This is a genomic window from Bradyrhizobium algeriense (assembly GCF_036924595.1).
GTDB lineage: Bacteria > Pseudomonadota > Alphaproteobacteria > Rhizobiales > Xanthobacteraceae > Bradyrhizobium > Bradyrhizobium algeriense.
In genome coordinates this window covers 3,490,465-3,506,216 of record NZ_JAZHRV010000001.1, presented here as the reverse complement: position 1 = coordinate 3,506,216, position 15,752 = coordinate 3,490,465, and the positions used below count along the sequence as shown (strand labels likewise).

The following is a 15,752-nucleotide window of genomic DNA, read 5'->3' as shown; positions in this document are numbered from 1 at the left end:
TGACGCTGCGTTAGCGAAAACCGAAGCTTTGCAAGAGCCCAGGTGTCTGGCTATTTTGCACTGGCTGCTGCTCCGGTGCTCGGGCGTCCGGTACTGGCGCGATCGGCATCGGTGCACTTTCTTCCCGGGTCCTCACTCGATGATGTCGCGCGGGCCGGATCTCTGCTCGAGCATTTTGCACGGACCGGACCCGTCGGTGCTTTTTCACGGGCCGGACCTGCGCTGGGGCATCTTGCGCCACCCGTACAGGAGCAACTTGCACGGGCTGTTTGGGCTCGACCTGTGCCCGTGTATCTTGTTCGTCCGCCCAGGCCTGGAATTGCTTGAACAAGGCTTCGGTGAGCGGGTGGGCGATCTCGGCCTGGTTCTGATCAGCAGGTTCAACAGCCGCAGCAATTTCGTCGCGCGGCGGCGCCTCACTTGTCGTCGACGGCAAATCCTGAGTGCCGGCGATTGATTGAATTGCTGGTGCCGGCGGATCGGTGTCAGGCTGAAGCGCCGGCTTGTCGACCCATGTAGCCGTGACGTTCGCAACGAGCGCGACTGGATCTCCCACCGACAGGATCGCGATACCGATCGCTGCTGTCGCCGTCACCCCCAAAATACTCGCCTTGAGGATACGTGACGAGAGAGCCGCTCTGCCCAAAGCCTTCCCGATATCCTGCTGCACGGTTTCTTCGGCTTGCTCGGAGAGAAAGACAGGATAACGATCGTCCGGCGGGAAACCGTCTTTTGTCGCCATTTGGTCGATGCCGCCTCTTATTTGTTATCCTGCACCAGTACCTCGCCAGCGAGGTCTAAAAGCGACAATCACCGCCACAATTTAGGAGAAGTTTTGACTTCATTGGGATTCGGGAACCGCAAGATCACGTGGAAGCCCGGATTGCTGGCATAGGTGGAAATGACCGCTGCAAAAACAAAAGGCGCCCCGCAAGGAGCGCCTTTCGCATTTCTCGGCCAGTGTGCCGGCGGAAAATCCGCCAGCGATCACTGCGAATAGTACATGTCGAACTCCACCGGGTGCGGGGTCATCTCGAAGCGCTCGACTTCGGTCATCTTCAGCTAGATGAAGCTGTCGATGAAGTCGTCGTCGAACACGCCGCCGCTCTTGAGAAACGCGCGGTCCTTGTCGAGATTTTCCACCAGTTCACCAGCGATGATGTCGTCACTGGGCCGTGCGACGTGCGGGCGCAGTGGCCGGCCGCAGCTCCAGTGTGGATACGCCTGCGGCAATATTCACGCCCGTCTGCCCCTGCACGGATGCCGGCTGCATGATGACCCTGCGGTCCGGGCCTCCGACCAGGACGTTGGCACTCGCTCCGGCGCCGACCGTGCCGCCGGCGGTCGCACCCGTATGGGTTCCCGCTAATGCCCCCCGGCCCAACGTGGTCGGCGCAAAAACCGCCCAGGCCATCTGGCCGCCGGTCGTGGCACCGATGTCGAGGCCAAGCGTGCTGACGGTGCCCTCATAAGCGTCGCGCGCCCTGCCTCTCGCCGAGGCATAGATGCAGCTCAGTTGCCGCTGCCCCCCGACAACGAGGCCGACACCGGGCGATATGTTGCAGGTGAGCGTGCCGACCCTTGTCCGGTCCTGAGCCGTGGCCGAAGTCATGGCGAGGGCGAGCGCCAGGGCGGCGCATGTGGTTGCGAGACTATTCAAGGTTGTTCTATTCAGCGTTGCTTTGGTCATGGGCGTCCCTCCGTCGACGCATTTGATGGACCCCCTCAACGCGCAACGACACTGCGATGTTCCTGTTCCGAGCTGTAACGGTCGTGCAGGCGGGTCGGCAGGCGGGCGGTGGAAAATTCGCGGCGGCACTCGGCCATGAGTACACGAACCACGCGGCCGAAACGCCTGACTTTCCTACACAAAAAACAAAAGGCGCCCCGCAAGGAGCGCCTTTCGCATTGTTGGATGGTGATACGGGCGGCGCGAACGCCGCGCGAGATCACTGCGAATAGTACATGTCGAACTCGACCGGATGCGGGGTCATCTCAAAACGCTCGACTTCGGTCATCTTCAGCTCGATGAAGCTGTCGATGAAGTCGTCGTCGAACACGCCGCCGGCCTTGAGGAACGCGCGATCCTTGTCGAGGTTTTCCAGCGCCTCGCGCAGAGAGCCGCACACGGTCGGGATCGCTTTCAGCTCTTCCTTCGGCAGGTCGTAGAGGTCCTTGTCCATCGCCGGACCCGGATCGATCTTGTTCTTGACGCCGTCGAGGCCGGCCATCAGCATCGCGGCGAAGCCGAGATAGGGATTGGCCATCGGGTCGGGGAAGCGGACTTCGACGCGCTTGGCCTTCGGGTTTGCCGTATACGGAATGCGGCAGGAGGCCGAACGGTTGCGCGCGGAGTAGGCGAGCAGCACGGGAGCTTCATAACCCGGGACCAGGCGCTTGTAGGAATTGGTCGACGGGTTGGTGAAGGCGTTGATCGCTTTCGCGTGCTTGATGATGCCGCCGATGTAATGGAGGCAGGTCTCCGAGAGGTCGGCGTATTTGTTGCCGGCGAATACCGGCTTGCCGTCCTTCCAGATCGACTGGTGGCAGTGCATGCCCGAGCCGTTGTCGCCATAGACCGGCTTCGGCATGAAGGTGGCAGTCTTGCCGTAGATGTGGGCGACCTGGTGGATGCAGTATTTGTAGATCTGCATCTGGTCGGCCATCAGCGTCATGGTGTCGAACTTCATGCCGAGCTCGTGCTGGGCGGAAGCCACTTCGTGGTGATGCTTCTCGACCTTGACGCCCATCTTGGCCATGGCGCCGAGCATTTCGGAACGCATGTCCTGCACGGAGTCCTGCGGCGGCACGGGGAAGTAGCCGGCCTTGGTGCGGATGCGGTGGCCGAGATTGCCGCCCTCATATTCGGTGTCCGAATTGATCGGCAGTTCCGAGGAGTCGAGCTTGAAGCCGGTATTGTAGGGCGTGGTCTGGTAGCGCACGTCGTCGAACACGAAGAATTCGGCCTCGGGGCCGAAGAACACGGTGTCGCCGACGCCAGACGATTTTACCATCGCCTCGGCCTTCTTGGCGATGCCGCGGGGGTCGCGGTTGTAGGGCTCGCCGGTGGTCGGCTCGAGCACGTCGCAGACGATGACCATGGTGGTCTCGGCGAAGAACGGGTCGATCGTCGCGGTCACCGGGTCGGGCATCAGGCACATGTCGGATTCGTTGATCGCCTTCCAGCCGGCGATCGAGGAACCGTCGAACATCTGGCCTTCAGCAAAGGTGTCTTCTTCGATCATGCCGACATCGAAGGTCACGTGCTGCCACTTGCCGCGCGGATCGGTGAAGCGCAGGTCGACGTATTTTACGTCGTTGTCCTTGATCGATTTCAGGACGTCTTTAGCGGTCTTCATGAATACCCCTTTTAGCTACGGACGGTTTCCAGGACGCGACATTTTCGCAGACGATCGCTCGAGACATCGCGAACGAAATCAGGCCGCTGAAGCAGCCAATTTCTTGTTTTTTAGTCGCAAAATTCGGATAGCACCCGGCTTAGATAGCGTCCAGCCCGGATTCTCCGGTTCTGATCCGGATCGCTTCCTCGATGTTGGAGACGAAGATTTTGCCGTCGCCGATGCGCCCGGTCTGGGCGGCGCGGCGGATCGCGTCGATCGCCTTCTCGACCAGATCATCCCCGATCACGATCTCGATTTTCACCTTGGGCAGGAAATCGACGATGTATTCCGCGCCGCGATATAGTTCGGCGTGTCCCTTCTGCCGGCCGAAACCCTTTGCTTCGGTGACCGTGATACCTTGCAGTCCGACTTCCTGAAGCGCCTCTTTCACCTCGTCGAGCTTGAATGGCTTGATGATGGCTTCAATCTTCTTCACTGAGCGCCTCCCGGGCATTTCCAAATTCAGAGTGCAGATGGTTTCGATGTCGCGCGAGGCGCCGTCTGGTTTGATCCTTGCATCCGGCAAAGCCGGATTGCTCATAATTGCCGCTAACTGCGACGATCATGTGCTCGGTTTTCCAACCGGCTTCCTCAAAAGCAGGGTCTATGCCAAGTTGTTAACGCGGCTGATTTCGAAACGTTATCAGACTTTTAACGGGCAAGTGGAAGAGGTTGAGCCGGACGACGTATGATAGCGAAGCTTACAAAATAGGCAAATCGATCAATTCATGTGCAGGCGAGGCCGGGAGGGCCGCGGGGTGCGACGTGGATATGCCTCCAGAAAAGGCTGACGGATCGAGGATTCGGCATGGAAGTTTTGACCACGACTGAGATGGAGCGTGCTGACCGGTTGACTATTACCGCCGGCACGCCGGGCTTCGCGCTGATGATGAGCGCAGGGCAAGCCGTGGCGGAGGCCGCAATGGCTCTCGTCGAGGAAGGACCCATCATGGTGGTCGCCGGCCGCGGCAACAATGGCGGCGACGGTTTTGTGGCGGCGGCCGAACTGGCGGCGCGCGGCCGCGAAGTGTCGGTCATCCTGCTGTGCGAGCGCGACAGCCTGCAGGGCGATGCCGCGCTCGCTGCACGTGGCTGGAAGTATCCGGTGCTGCCGTTCAACCCACAGGCGATCGGCAAGCCGGCGCTGATCATCGATGCGCTGTTCGGTGCCGGACTCAATCGTCCGATCAAGGGCGACCCGCTCGAGATGATCGAGGCGGTCAACGCCAACGGCGCGCCGGTGCTTGCGGTCGACCTGCCGAGCGGGATCAACGGCACGACCGGCGCGGTAATGGGTGCCGCAATCAACGCCGTGGAGACCGTGACCTTCTTCCGCCGCAAGCCGGCGCATCTGTTGATGCCGGGACGCAAGCATTGCGGCCGGGTCCGCGTCGCCGATATCGGCATCGATGCGCAGGTGCTCGAGGAGATCGCGCCGCGGACATTTGAGAACGTTCCGCAGAGCTGGCAAAAATCCTTCCCCGTGCCTGATATCGACGGCCACAAATATGCCCGCGGCCACGCCGTCGTGCTGTCGGGTGAACTGGCGTCGACCGGGGCGGCGCGGCTCGCGGCCCGCGGCGCCTTACGGGCGGGCGCCGGGCTGGTGACCGTAGCCTCGCCGCGCGACGCGCTGGCGGTGAATGCTGCGGCGCTGACCGCGGTGATGGTTCGCCCCGTCGATACCGTGGTCGAATTCGCCGACATGGTCAGCGACAGGCGCCTCAATTCCATCGTGATCGGGCCGGGCGCCGGCGTCAGCGCCCGGACGCGCGATCTCGTCCACACGGCACTGTCGGCGAAACGCGGCCTCGTGCTCGACGCCGACGCGCTGACGAGTTTTGCCGAAGCGCCGGAGCGGTTGTTTGAAGCGATCAAGGCTGCCGAGGACGCCCACGTCGTGCTGACCCCGCATGAGGGCGAGTTTCCGCGCCTGTTCAGCGACATCAGCAACAAGCATCCCGGCCGCTCCAAACTGGAGCGGGTGCGCGACGCCGCCGAGCGCGCGGGCGCGGTGGTGCTGTTGAAGGGGCCGGATACCGTGGTGGCATCACCGGATGGCCGCGCCAGCATTGCTTCCAACGCGCCGCCCTGGCTCGCCACCGCCGGCGCCGGCGACGTGCTGGCTGGAATGATCGCAGGGATGCTGGCGCAAGGCGTACCAACGTTCGAGGCCGCCTGCATCGGCGTATGGATGCACGGCGAAGCTGCAAGCGAGGCGGGACCGGGGCTGATCGCCGAAGATTTGCCGGAGGTGCTGCCCGCGGTGTTCAGGCGACTCTATGACGGGTTCGGGATCGAGTATTAGGCAACTCGAACTTGCCGACATGGACGTGGCGGCGGGCGTCCATCGCGCGGCGTTCGACCATGCATTGCCCTGGCTTACCGGTCTGCACACGCCCGACGAAGACCGGTGGTTCTACCGGGAACGTGTGTTCACGGAATGTCACGTGCACGGGGCTATCGAGGGCGGTGCGCTGGCCGCAATCATCGCCTTCCGAAGCGATTGGATCGATCAGTTGTATGTGCTGCCGGAAGTACAAGGACGCGGCGTCGGTAGCGAATTGCTGCAGGTCGCAATGCGCGCGTTCGATTGCCTCCAGCTTTGGACGTTTCAGCGCAATCTACGAGCGCGACGCTTTTACGAAGCGCGGGGCTTTGCGCTGGTCGAGGAAACCGACGGTGCCCGCAATGAGGAGAAGGAGCCGGACGCGCGCTATCTTTGGACGCGCCCGTAAGGTGCTATCCGACGAGGTATTTCGCCACCGCCGCCTCATTCCATTTCAGCCCAAGCCCGGGGCCTCGCGCGGTCACCGTGCCATCGATAACCTTGGCCGGCTGAGCGAGGATCACGCTGGCGAAATCGAGGAATTCGAGCCAGTGCGCGGTTGGTGTCACCGCAAGCATATGGGCGCTGGCCTCGGCGAACAGGTGGCTCGACATCGGAATGTTGGCGGCTTCCGCTTGGGCTGCGACTTGCAGCCAGCCGGTGACGCCGCCGCATTTCATCAGATCGGGCATGATGAAGTCGCTGGCGCCGGCTTCGATCGCTTCCGCAAAGCCGCGCGGGAACCACCAGTTTTCGCCGGCCTGAATAGGTGTCGGCGAGGTCTCGCGCACTTTTGCGTGTCCAGACAGATTTTCCTGCGGCACCGGCTCTTCGATCCAGTGCAGATCGTAGGGTTCGAGGCGCGCGATACGGCGCGATGCTTCCGTGGGATCGAGCGACTGGTTGAAGTCGATCATCAGCGCGACATCGGGGCCGATGAGGGCGCGCACGCCCTTGACCACCCGCTCGTCTTTGGCGGCGTCACCGTCGCCGACCTTGATCTTGATGCCGCGAAAACCCTGCTCCAGCGAGCGGCGCAGCGGCTTCTCGTCGGCTGTGGGATCGACCACGCCATAGCTATCATAGGCCTTGATCGGCCGCGCTGAGCCGCCGAGCAATTCGGCCACTGGCCGGTCGGCGATCTGGCCGAGCGCGTCCCAATAGGCCATGTCGAGACCGGACACCGCCATGCCGACGAGGCCCTGCCAGCCGAGCAGGCGGAACTTGGCGTCCATCGTTGCCATCAGGTCATAGGGCGCGATTGGCTTACCAATAAGCTCGCGTCCGATCTCCTCGATCAGGTGGACCAGCGGCTTCACCGTCATCCGGGCGTAGGCGAAGATGTAGGAGTGGCCGGTAACGCCCTGATCGGTTTCGACATCGATCAGGACAAGCGGCCCGACGTCGATCACACCGAACGCGTTCTTCACGGGGCGGGCGAGCGGCACGACGATGCCGCGCGCCTTGACGCTGCGGATGGCGGGGATCGGTTTGCTCATGGCTTGCTCCTCACTCGACACTGTACCACCGCACCAGCCGCGGCGCCGCCCAGTCGGTCGCCACGGATTCGATCAGGTAGCGCCCGGCATGTTCGGCCAAAAAGGCGATGCGCTGGGTCTGGCCGGGCTCGATCGCCAGCGTATCCAGCCAGAATGGCTTCCAGCCATCGTCGAGCCGGTCCAGCAGCCGGAAGTGATGGCCGTGGAGGTGGAAGACGGTGGCGGTGGCGGCGCGGTTGGTCAGCGCCAGCACGACAACGCGGCCGGTCTTGGTGCGGAAGGCGGCTGGGGCGGATGCGGCGAAATTGGCGGGCGTAACCCAGTCGCGTGTCGGTCCGCCAAGCGGCAGTTCGACCCGGGTGGCGTTCTTGAGGTCGAGCCGTTCGGGGAGGCCGTTGGAGGGCAGTGGCGGCGCCGGTGGCAGCGGGGCGGGGCGGATCGGCGGCTCACCGGCAACGCGAATCTTGCCGATCGGGCGGGCTTCCTTACCATCGTGCAATAGGATCGGGGTTTCGCTGCCGGCCGCCGCTGTGACGTCGACGAACGCGTCGATCCGGCGGCCCGGCGCCAGCACCACCGCGCCATTTCGGGCCTGGAACGGCTCGGACGGTTGGCCGTCGACGGCCATCACGCGGACCTCGAGCCCCTCCAGTTTGAGAGCAATAACAGAGCGTTGACAGCCTCTAATGATGCGGATCCTGACCCGTTCGTTGATCCGGGCTGAGAGATCGAGCGAAGTCCGGCCGTTAATCGTATGGACTGGCACGATGTCTCCGGGATCGGTCCCCGGTGCCATCGCGGTTCCATCCGATCTCACCCGCCAATCCTCAATCAGCAGAACCTCGTCGCGGTCGACGGCGACAGGCTCGGTTTCCCGGACGATCAATGGCCGTGGCCGCGATGGGTGGGTCTGGCCATCGCCAAGCAGCCCGGATTCGCAGAGGAAGGTCCCGGCGTGGCGCAGCAGCAGTTGCGCGGCGTCCTTGCCGCCGGTCGCCAGCGGAGCCCGGCCCGTCAGCGGTTCGGTTGCCGAGGCGCCATCGATCCCTCGCCAGTTGAGGACTGCAGGCACTGGCAGCTCATTGCCAAAGTCGACCGCCAGCGTATCGCCGCGCTTGAAGGTGAGTTCAGGCCCTTGCAGCGACCAGATTGGCGTGGCCGCACTTCCCGGGCGGAGTGCGAGGCTGTCGGGCTTGGCCTGCAATGCCAGGGAGGGACGGTCGTGGAGACTACCTTGTTGGGCCCGGCCTGACACGGGCAACATCGGGACCAGTGCGGCCGCCCCCAGCCCAGCCATCAGTTCGCGTCGATCCAGCGGGAATTCGGGGCTTGCCATCGGACCAATGCGGACCATTTTTTGTTGTGCCTGTCCTAGCTGTGACGCCTTGCCCCGGTGCTGTCAAAAAGGGCCATTTTTTTGCTGCGGAGGTGTAGGCTCATGTTATAAGCCCGCCGCCCGCGGCATCGCGGCCGGGTATGGATGCTTTTCACGCGGGCGTGGCGGAACTGGTAGACGCGCTGGATTTAGGTTCCAGTGACGAAAGTTGTGGGGGTTCGAGTCCCTCCGCCCGCACCAAGCGCTCTATCCAGGCGTTTGCATGACGAACACTGGAGGGCCTGCTTTCCCATCGGGGGAGCCAAGGTCCGCCGAACCACCGGCGCAGGCTGCAAAGCCAAGCCTCGAACATTTGACACTGCCGGGCCGCTCTAGCCCGGCGCAAGCGGAAGAAGATTGACACCATGCAGGTCACCGAGACCCTCGCCGAGGGATTGAAGCACGAGTTCAAGGTCAGCGTTCCCGCATCGGATCTCGATGCCAAGGCGGGCGCCAAGCTGGTCGACCTCAAGGACAAGGTGAAGCTCAACGGCTTCCGCCCCGGCAAGGTGCCGGTAAGCCATCTGAAGAAGGTGTATGGCCGCTCTGTCATGGCCGAGACCATCGACCAGACCATCCGCGACACCAACACGCAGATCTTCACCGACCGCGGTTTCCGCCTCGCGACCGAGCCGAAGATCACGATGCCGACCGAGACGAAAGAGGTCGAGGAGTTGCTCGCCGGCAAGACCGACCTGACCTACACGGTTGCGATCGAGGTGGTGCCGACGATCCAGCTCGCCGATTTCAAGACTTTTTCGGTGGAGAAGCCGGTGGTCGAAGTGACCGATGCCGAGGTCGATGAGGCCATCAAGCGCATCGCCGACCAGAACCGTCCCTATGCCGCGAAGGCCGAGGGCGCCAAGGCCGAAACCGGCGATCGCGTCACCATCAGCTTCAAGGGCTCTATCGACGGCGTTCCGTTCGACGGCGGCACGGGCGAGGGTATCCCGGTGGTGATTGGCGCCGGGCAGTTCATTCCGGGTTTCGAGGAGCAACTGGTGGGCATCGGAACCGGCGAAACCCGTACGCTGAAAGTGTCGTTCCCGAAGAACTATGCCAGCGAGAAGCTCGCCGGCCAGCCGGCCGAGTTCGAGACCACCGCAACCCTGATCGAAGCCCCGGGTGAAACCAAGGTCGACGACGAGTTTGCCAAAACGCTCGGCCTGGAATCGATCGACAAGCTGAAGGAGGCCGCACGCGAGCGTCTGGTCGCCGAGTTTGCAGGGGCCACGCGCCAGCGCGTCAAGCGCGCGCTGCTCGACCGTCTCGACGATAGCCACAAATTCGAGGCGCCGCCGTCGCTGATCGAGGAAGAGTTCAACCTGATGTGGAACTCGATCAAGGCCGAGATGGAATCCTCAGGCAAGACCTTTGCCGACGAGGACACCACCGAAGAGGCCGCGAAGGAAGAGTACAAGAAGATCGCCGACCGCCGCGTCCGGCTCGGCCTCGTACTGTCGGAAATCGGCGAGAAGAACAAGATCACCGTGACCGATGACGAAGTCGGCCGCGCGGTGATCGAGCGTGCGCGTTCGATGCCCGGCCGCGAGAAGGAAGTCTGGGACTACTATCGCAGCAATGCCAATGCGCTGGCCCAGCTTCGTGCGCCGATTTATGAAGACAAGGTGGTCGATTTCATCCTCGAACTCGCCAACGTGACCGAGAAGAAGATCTCGCGCGAGGACCTGTTCAAGGACGAAGACGAGAAGAGCGCAGCCTGACCGGGTTGGTCAGGTTGATGTTAATGATGAACGGCGAAAGCGGCGTGATGGCAGCATCCGTCGCTATGAGATCGCCTGCGAATCAGCTTGAACTCGTCTCATTCGGCTCGCCATTGCCCGGCCTTGTCGCCGGGAAATTGGCTCATATCTGTGAGCGGCTCGCTACCCGCGAGTTCTGAGCCGAAGTCCTGCATCACGGGACGTTCGTCCGTGCGCGGCAATCATGCCTGCCTTGCCGATGGATGTTCGCCCCCGCTGTTCTCTACCTAACCCTCTACTAACCCTTGGGGTGACTAATGCGCGATCCCGTTGAAACCTACATGAACCTCGTGCCCATGGTGGTCGAGCAGACCAACCGCGGCGAACGCGCCTACGACATTTTCTCGCGGCTCCTGAAAGAGCGCATCATCTTCGTGACCGGTCCGGTCGAAGACGGCATGTCGACGCTGACAGTCGCGCAGCTCCTGTTCCTTGAGGCGGAAAATCCCAAGAAGGAAATCTCGATGTACATCAACTCGCCGGGCGGCGTGGTGACATCGGGGCTTGCGATCTACGACACAATGCAATTCATTCGTCCGCCGGTGTCGACGCTGTGCACCGGGCAGGCCGCCTCGATGGGTTCGCTGCTGCTCGCGGCCGGCGCAAAGGACATGCGCTTCTCGCTGCCCAATTCGCGCATCATGGTGCATCAGCCCTCGGGCGGCTTCCAGGGGCAGGCCACCGACATCATGCTGCATGCGCAGGAGATCCTGAATCTCAAGAAGCGCCTCAACGAAATCTATGTGAAGCACACCGGCCAGACCTACAAGGCGATCGAGGACGCGCTCGAGCGCGACAAATTCCTGACCGCCGATATGGCTCGCGACTTCGGCATCGTCGACAAGGTGATCGACAAGCGTCCCGAAGAGGCGGCGGTAACGAAAATCCCGTAAGGACACGGATTAGCGTCTTTCGCGTTGACCTTAACGGCTGGTTGCGCTGAAACGGAAAATGTGGCCGCTGGCGCCCTGTCCATGCCCCCGCATGGACAGAAAGTTCCAGTTTCGTGCCGGTTTTGCTGCGTGGCAAACGCGCAACGCTCGCTCGATTTCGTCAACTTCTCCCCGTGCCAACGCCGCAAATCACGGTATTGTCACGGGTAGCCAATCCGCGCCCGATTAGCGAATTCTTGATAGTCGGGTGTCAGCATGATTGGCTGTGACGGTTGGGCTAAGATCGCGGGGGATTCGAGAAACCGTGATTCGCACGGTGCGTATTTGAGTTAGGGTCTTTTCTGGTACGGAATTTGCTCTATCTACCTTCAGGTCCGGTGAAGTGCCGGAATGGGTCGATCGGGTAACGGATCGAACGGCGGACGGAGACAAGAATGAGTAAGGTTGGCACGAGCGACTCCAAGAACACGCTGTATTGCTCGTTCTGTGGCAAGAGCCAGCACGAAGTCCGCAAACTCATCGCGGGTCCAACCGTATTCATCTGCGACGAGTGCGTCGAACTCTGCATGGACATCATCCGTGAGGAGAACAAGTCTTCGCTGGTGAAGTCGCGCGACGGCATCCCGACGCCGAAGGAAATCTGCAAGGTGCTGGACGATTACGTGATCGGCCAGAGCCATGCCAAGAAGGTGCTCTCGGTTGCGGTCCACAACCACTACAAGCGCCTCAATCACCAGACCAAGCACAACGACGTCGAGCTCGCGAAGTCGAACATCCTGCTGATCGGTCCGACCGGCTCGGGCAAGACGCTGCTGGCGCAGACGCTGGCTCGGATTCTCGACGTGCCGTTCACGATGGCGGATGCGACCACGCTGACCGAAGCCGGCTACGTCGGCGAAGACGTCGAGAACATCATCCTGAAGCTGTTGCAGTCGGCCGACTACAATGTCGAGCGCGCGCAGCGCGGCATCGTGTATATCGACGAAATCGACAAGATCAGCCGCAAGTCCGACAATCCGTCGATCACCCGCGATGTGTCCGGTGAGGGCGTGCAGCAGGCGCTGCTGAAGATCATGGAAGGCACGGTCGCCTCCGTGCCGCCGCAGGGCGGCCGCAAACACCCGCAGCAGGAGTTCCTGCAGGTCGACACGACGAATATCCTGTTCATCTGCGGCGGCGCCTTCTCTGGCCTTGAGAAGATCATCTCCGCGCGCGGACGTTCGACCTCGATCGGTTTCGCCGCCCAGGTTCTGGCGCCCGAAGATCGCCGCACCGGTGAAATCTTCCGCCATGTCGAGCCGGAAGATCTCCTGAAGTACGGCCTGATCCCGGAATTCGTCGGCCGTCTGCCTGTGGTCGCAACGCTGGAAGATCTCGACGAGGCCTCGCTGAAGAAGATCCTGACCGATCCGAAGAATGCGCTGGTGAAACAATACCAGCGGCTGTTCGAAATGGAGAACATCGAACTCACCTTCGCCGACGAGGCGCTTGGCGCGGTTGCCCGCAAGGCGATCGAGCGCAAGACCGGCGCGCGCGGACTGCGTTCGATCCTCGAAAGCATCCTGCTCGAGACCATGTTCGATCTGCCGGGCCTGGAAGGCGTCGAAGAGGTCGTGATCTCGCGCGAAGTTGTCGAGGGAACTGCCCGTCCGCTCTACATCTATGCGGACCGTTCGGACCGGGCCGTCGAGAGCAGCGCCAGCGCCTGATCGCGCTCGTCATACCTCGCTTGGACTACCCCGATGAGGATGGCTGCCGGACGTTCCGGCGGCCGTTGTTGCGTCAGCGTTTTGCGCGCGTTTAGCCCCAATTAGTGGGCATTTTTCCGTGACTTGACACCCCCATACCCGATAGCCACCTAATGCCAATGGTGGCGGAAATCACGTTCGAGATTCGTCGCAAAATCATCCGGTGAGAGGCGGCAGCGAAGGCGGCCGAGTGACCCGGAACTCCCGGCACCTTGTGGCGGTTGCGCTAAACGAAGCGGACTGCGTGCAAGGGGGCAAAACAAAAGGAATAGGCCATGACCACCCCAAAAACCCGGCCAACCATCGTTCTCGGCGAAAGCCATTCGTATCCGGTGTTGCCGCTCCGCGACATCGTGGTTTTTCCGCACATGATCGTGCCGTTGTTTGTCGGCCGCGAGAAATCGATCCGCGCCCTCGAAGAGGTGATGAAGAACGACGCGCTGATTCTGCTCGCGACGCAGAAGAACGCGTCCGACGATGATCCAAGCCCGGATTCGATCTATGAGGTCGGTACGCTCGCCAGCGTGCTGCAGCTGCTGAAGCTTCCCGACGGCACCGTGAAGGTGCTGGTCGAAGGGCTCGAGCGCGCGCGCGTGCAGAAATATTCCGACCGCAGCGAATATTACGAGGCGACCGCGATTGCGCTTGCCGACACCGACGCCAATTCGGTTGAAGCCGAAGCGCTGGCGCGCTCGGTCGTGTCCGACTTCGAAAGCTATGTGAAGCTGAACAAGAAGATCTCCGCCGAAGTCGTCGGCGTGGTTCAGGCGATCACTGATTTTGCCAAGCTGAGCGATCAGGTCGCGCAGCATCTCGCCGTCAAGATCGCCGATCGCCAGGGCATCCTGGAGACGCTGTCCGTCACGCAGCGCCTGGAGAAGGTGCTGGGCCTGATGGAGAGCGAAATCTCGGTGCTGCAGGTCGAGAAGCGCATCCGCTCGCGCGTCAAGCGCCAGATGGAGAAGACCCAGCGCGAGTATTACCTGAACGAGCAGATGAAGGCGATCCAGAAGGAGCTCGGCGACGACGAAGGTCGCGATGAGCTCGCCGATCTGGAAGAGAAGATTGCCAAGACCAAGCTTTCCAAGGAAGCGCGGGAGAAGGCGCAGCACGAGCTGAAGAAGCTGCGCCAGATGTCGCCGATGTCCGCGGAAGCAACCGTCGTGCGCAACTATCTCGACTGGCTGTTGTCGATCCCGTGGAACAAGAAGTCCAAGGTCAAGAAGGATCTGGAGGCCGCGCAAGCGGTGCTGGACGCCGACCATTACGGGCTTGAGAAGGTCAAGGACCGCATCGTCGAGTATCTCGCCGTGCAGTCGCGCGCCAACAAGCTGACTGGACCGATCCTGTGCCTGGTCGGACCTCCCGGCGTCGGCAAGACCTCGCTCGGCAAGTCGATCGCGAAGGCGACGGGCCGCGAGTTCGTTCGCGTGTCGCTCGGCGGCGTGCGCGATGAAGCCGAGATCCGCGGTCACCGCCGCACCTATATCGGCTCGATGCCCGGCAAGGTCATCCAGTCGATGCGCAAGGCGAAGACCTCGAATCCGCTGTTCCTGCTGGACGAGATCGACAAGATGGGCGCCGATTTCCGCGGCGATCCGTCGTCGGCGCTGCTTGAGGTGCTGGATCCCGAGCAAAATGCGACCTTCAACGACCACTATCTGGAGGTCGACTACGATCTGTCGAACGTCATGTTCATCACGACCGCGAATACGCTGAATATTCCCGGCCCGCTGATGGACCGCATGGAGATCATCCGGATCGCCGGCTACACCGAGAACGAGAAGGTCGAGATCGCGCGCAAGCACCTGATCCCGAACGCCATCTCCAAGCATGGCCTCGATTCCAAGGAATGGTCGATCGACGACGATGCCTTGTTGCTGATGATCCGCCGCTACACCCGCGAAGCGGGCGTGCGTAATCTGGAGCGTGAGCTCTCCACACTTGCCCGCAAGGCGGTGAAGGAGCTGATGATCTCCAAGAAGAAGTCGGTCAAGGTCACCGAGAAAACGCTCGAAGACTTCCTCGGCGTGCCGAAGTACCGCTTCGGCGAGATCGAAAGCGAGCCACAGGTCGGTATCGTCACCGGACTTGCCTGGACCGATGTCGGCGGCGAGTTGCTGACCATCGAAGGCGTCATGATGCCCGGCAAGGGCAAGATGACGGTCACGGGCAATCTGCGCGACGTGATGAAGGAGTCGATCTCGGCGGCGGCGTCTTACGTCCGCTCGCGGGCGATCAACTACGGCATCGAGCCGCCGCTGTTCGACCGGCGCGACATCCACGTCCACGTGCCTGAGGGGGCGACCCCGAAGGACGGACCGTCGGCGGGTGTGGCGATGGCCACCGCGATCATCTCGGTCATGACCGGCATCCCGGTTCGCCACGATGTCGCGATGACCGGTGAGATCACGCTGCGCGGTCGCGTGTTGCCGATCGGCGGTCTGAAGGAGAAGCTGTTGGCGGCTGCCCGCGGCGGCATCAAGACGGTGCTGATCCCCGAGGACAACGCCAAGGATCTCACGGAGATTTCCGATGCGATCAAGGGCGGCATGGAGATCATCCCCGTGGCCCGGCTCGACGACGTCGTCGCCAAGGCGCTGGTCCGCACGCCGGTGCCGATCGTCTGGGAAGAGGACACCAAGGTGCCGGTCAAGCCCGATGGCGCCGACGAAGCGGCCGGTGGCCTCACGGCCCACTGAGCCAGTTTGTTGCGAAATGATAAAACGGCGCCTTCGGGCGCC

13 protein-coding genes, 1 tRNA gene and 1 pseudogene are annotated in these 15,752 nt (G+C 62.2%); 8 read left to right on the top strand and 7 right to left on the bottom strand.

What is annotated here, in order from left to right; genetic code table 11:
- Nucleotides 1-10: 10 nt before the first annotated feature.
- The 5 genes and pseudogenes from V1286_RS17290 to V1286_RS17270 form a co-directional block, all read right to left on the bottom strand.
- Complete coding sequence (locus tag V1286_RS17290; RefSeq protein ID WP_334481202.1) at nt 11-742, bottom strand: hypothetical protein; 732 nt, start codon at nt 740-742, stop codon at nt 11-13.
- A 245-nt stretch (nt 743-987) separates the two neighbouring features.
- A pseudogene (gene glnA, locus V1286_RS17285) lies at nt 988-1,149 on the bottom strand (glutamine synthetase); the annotation flags it as partial.
- Between the two features lie 16 nt (nt 1,150-1,165).
- Nucleotides 1,166-1,690 carry a DUF992 domain-containing protein gene (locus tag V1286_RS17280; protein ID WP_334481201.1) on the bottom strand — a complete coding sequence of 175 codons (525 nt, stop codon included), beginning with the start codon at nt 1,688-1,690 and terminating at the stop codon, nt 1,166-1,168.
- Between the two features lie 259 nt (nt 1,691-1,949).
- Nucleotides 1,950-3,359, bottom strand: a complete 1,410-nt coding sequence (glnA, locus tag V1286_RS17275; RefSeq protein ID WP_334481200.1) for a type I glutamate--ammonia ligase — start codon at nt 3,357-3,359, stop codon at nt 1,950-1,952.
- A gap of 139 nt (nt 3,360-3,498) precedes the next feature.
- Nucleotides 3,499-3,837 carry a P-II family nitrogen regulator gene (locus tag V1286_RS17270; protein ID WP_011441447.1) on the bottom strand — a complete coding sequence of 113 codons (339 nt, stop codon included), beginning with the start codon at nt 3,835-3,837 and terminating at the stop codon, nt 3,499-3,501.
- Here V1286_RS17270 and V1286_RS17265 point away from each other — a divergent pair.
- From V1286_RS17265 to V1286_RS17255, 3 genes are all read left to right on the top strand, one after another.
- The gene (locus V1286_RS17265; RefSeq protein WP_334481197.1) at nt 3,815-4,093 is read left to right on the top strand and encodes a hypothetical protein; all 279 of its coding nucleotides are present in this window, start codon (nt 3,815-3,817) and stop codon (nt 4,091-4,093) included. The genes V1286_RS17270 and V1286_RS17265 overlap by 23 nt on opposite strands.
- A 116-nt stretch (nt 4,094-4,209) precedes the next feature.
- Nucleotides 4,210-5,709 (top strand): NAD(P)H-hydrate dehydratase, encoded by a 1,500-nt coding sequence (locus tag V1286_RS17260; protein WP_334481195.1) that lies wholly within the window; start codon nt 4,210-4,212, stop codon nt 5,707-5,709.
- A gap of 19 nt (nt 5,710-5,728) precedes the next feature.
- Complete coding sequence (locus V1286_RS17255) at nt 5,729-6,139, top strand: GNAT family N-acetyltransferase (protein ID WP_334481193.1); 411 nt, start codon at nt 5,729-5,731, stop codon at nt 6,137-6,139.
- A 4-nt stretch (nt 6,140-6,143) separates the two neighbouring features.
- Here V1286_RS17255 and V1286_RS17250 read toward each other — a convergent pair whose 3' ends face one another.
- Nucleotides 6,144-7,229 (bottom strand): enolase C-terminal domain-like protein, encoded by a 1,086-nt coding sequence (locus tag V1286_RS17250; protein ID WP_334481192.1) that lies wholly within the window; start codon nt 7,227-7,229, stop codon nt 6,144-6,146.
- Between the two features lie 10 nt (nt 7,230-7,239).
- On the bottom strand, nt 7,240-8,583 hold the full coding sequence (locus V1286_RS17245) for a multicopper oxidase family protein (protein ID WP_334481190.1): 1,344 nt from the start codon (nt 8,581-8,583) through the stop codon (nt 7,240-7,242).
- Between the two features lie 137 nt (nt 8,584-8,720).
- Between V1286_RS17245 and V1286_RS17240 the strand changes: the two genes are divergently transcribed.
- The 5 genes from V1286_RS17240 (at nt 8,721) to lon (ending at nt 15,710) form a co-directional block, all read left to right on the top strand.
- A tRNA-Leu gene (locus V1286_RS17240) sits at nt 8,721-8,805 on the top strand.
- Between the two features lie 164 nt (nt 8,806-8,969).
- The gene (gene tig, locus V1286_RS17235; RefSeq protein ID WP_334481188.1) at nt 8,970-10,328 is read left to right on the top strand and encodes a trigger factor; all 1,359 of its coding nucleotides are present in this window, start codon (nt 8,970-8,972) and stop codon (nt 10,326-10,328) included.
- 296 nt (nt 10,329-10,624) lie between these two features.
- Entirely contained in the window at nt 10,625-11,260 is a 636-nt protein-coding gene (locus V1286_RS17230; protein WP_334481186.1) for an ATP-dependent Clp protease proteolytic subunit, read from the top strand.
- 434 nt (nt 11,261-11,694) lie between these two features.
- Nucleotides 11,695-12,969, top strand: a complete 1,275-nt coding sequence (gene clpX, locus V1286_RS17225) for an ATP-dependent Clp protease ATP-binding subunit ClpX (protein ID WP_027537232.1) — start codon at nt 11,695-11,697, stop codon at nt 12,967-12,969.
- Nucleotides 12,970-13,283: 314 nt separating this feature from the next.
- Complete coding sequence (gene lon, locus V1286_RS17220) at nt 13,284-15,710, top strand: endopeptidase La (RefSeq protein ID WP_334481184.1); 2,427 nt, start codon at nt 13,284-13,286, stop codon at nt 15,708-15,710.
- The last annotated feature ends 42 nt before the right edge of the window (nt 15,711-15,752 follow it).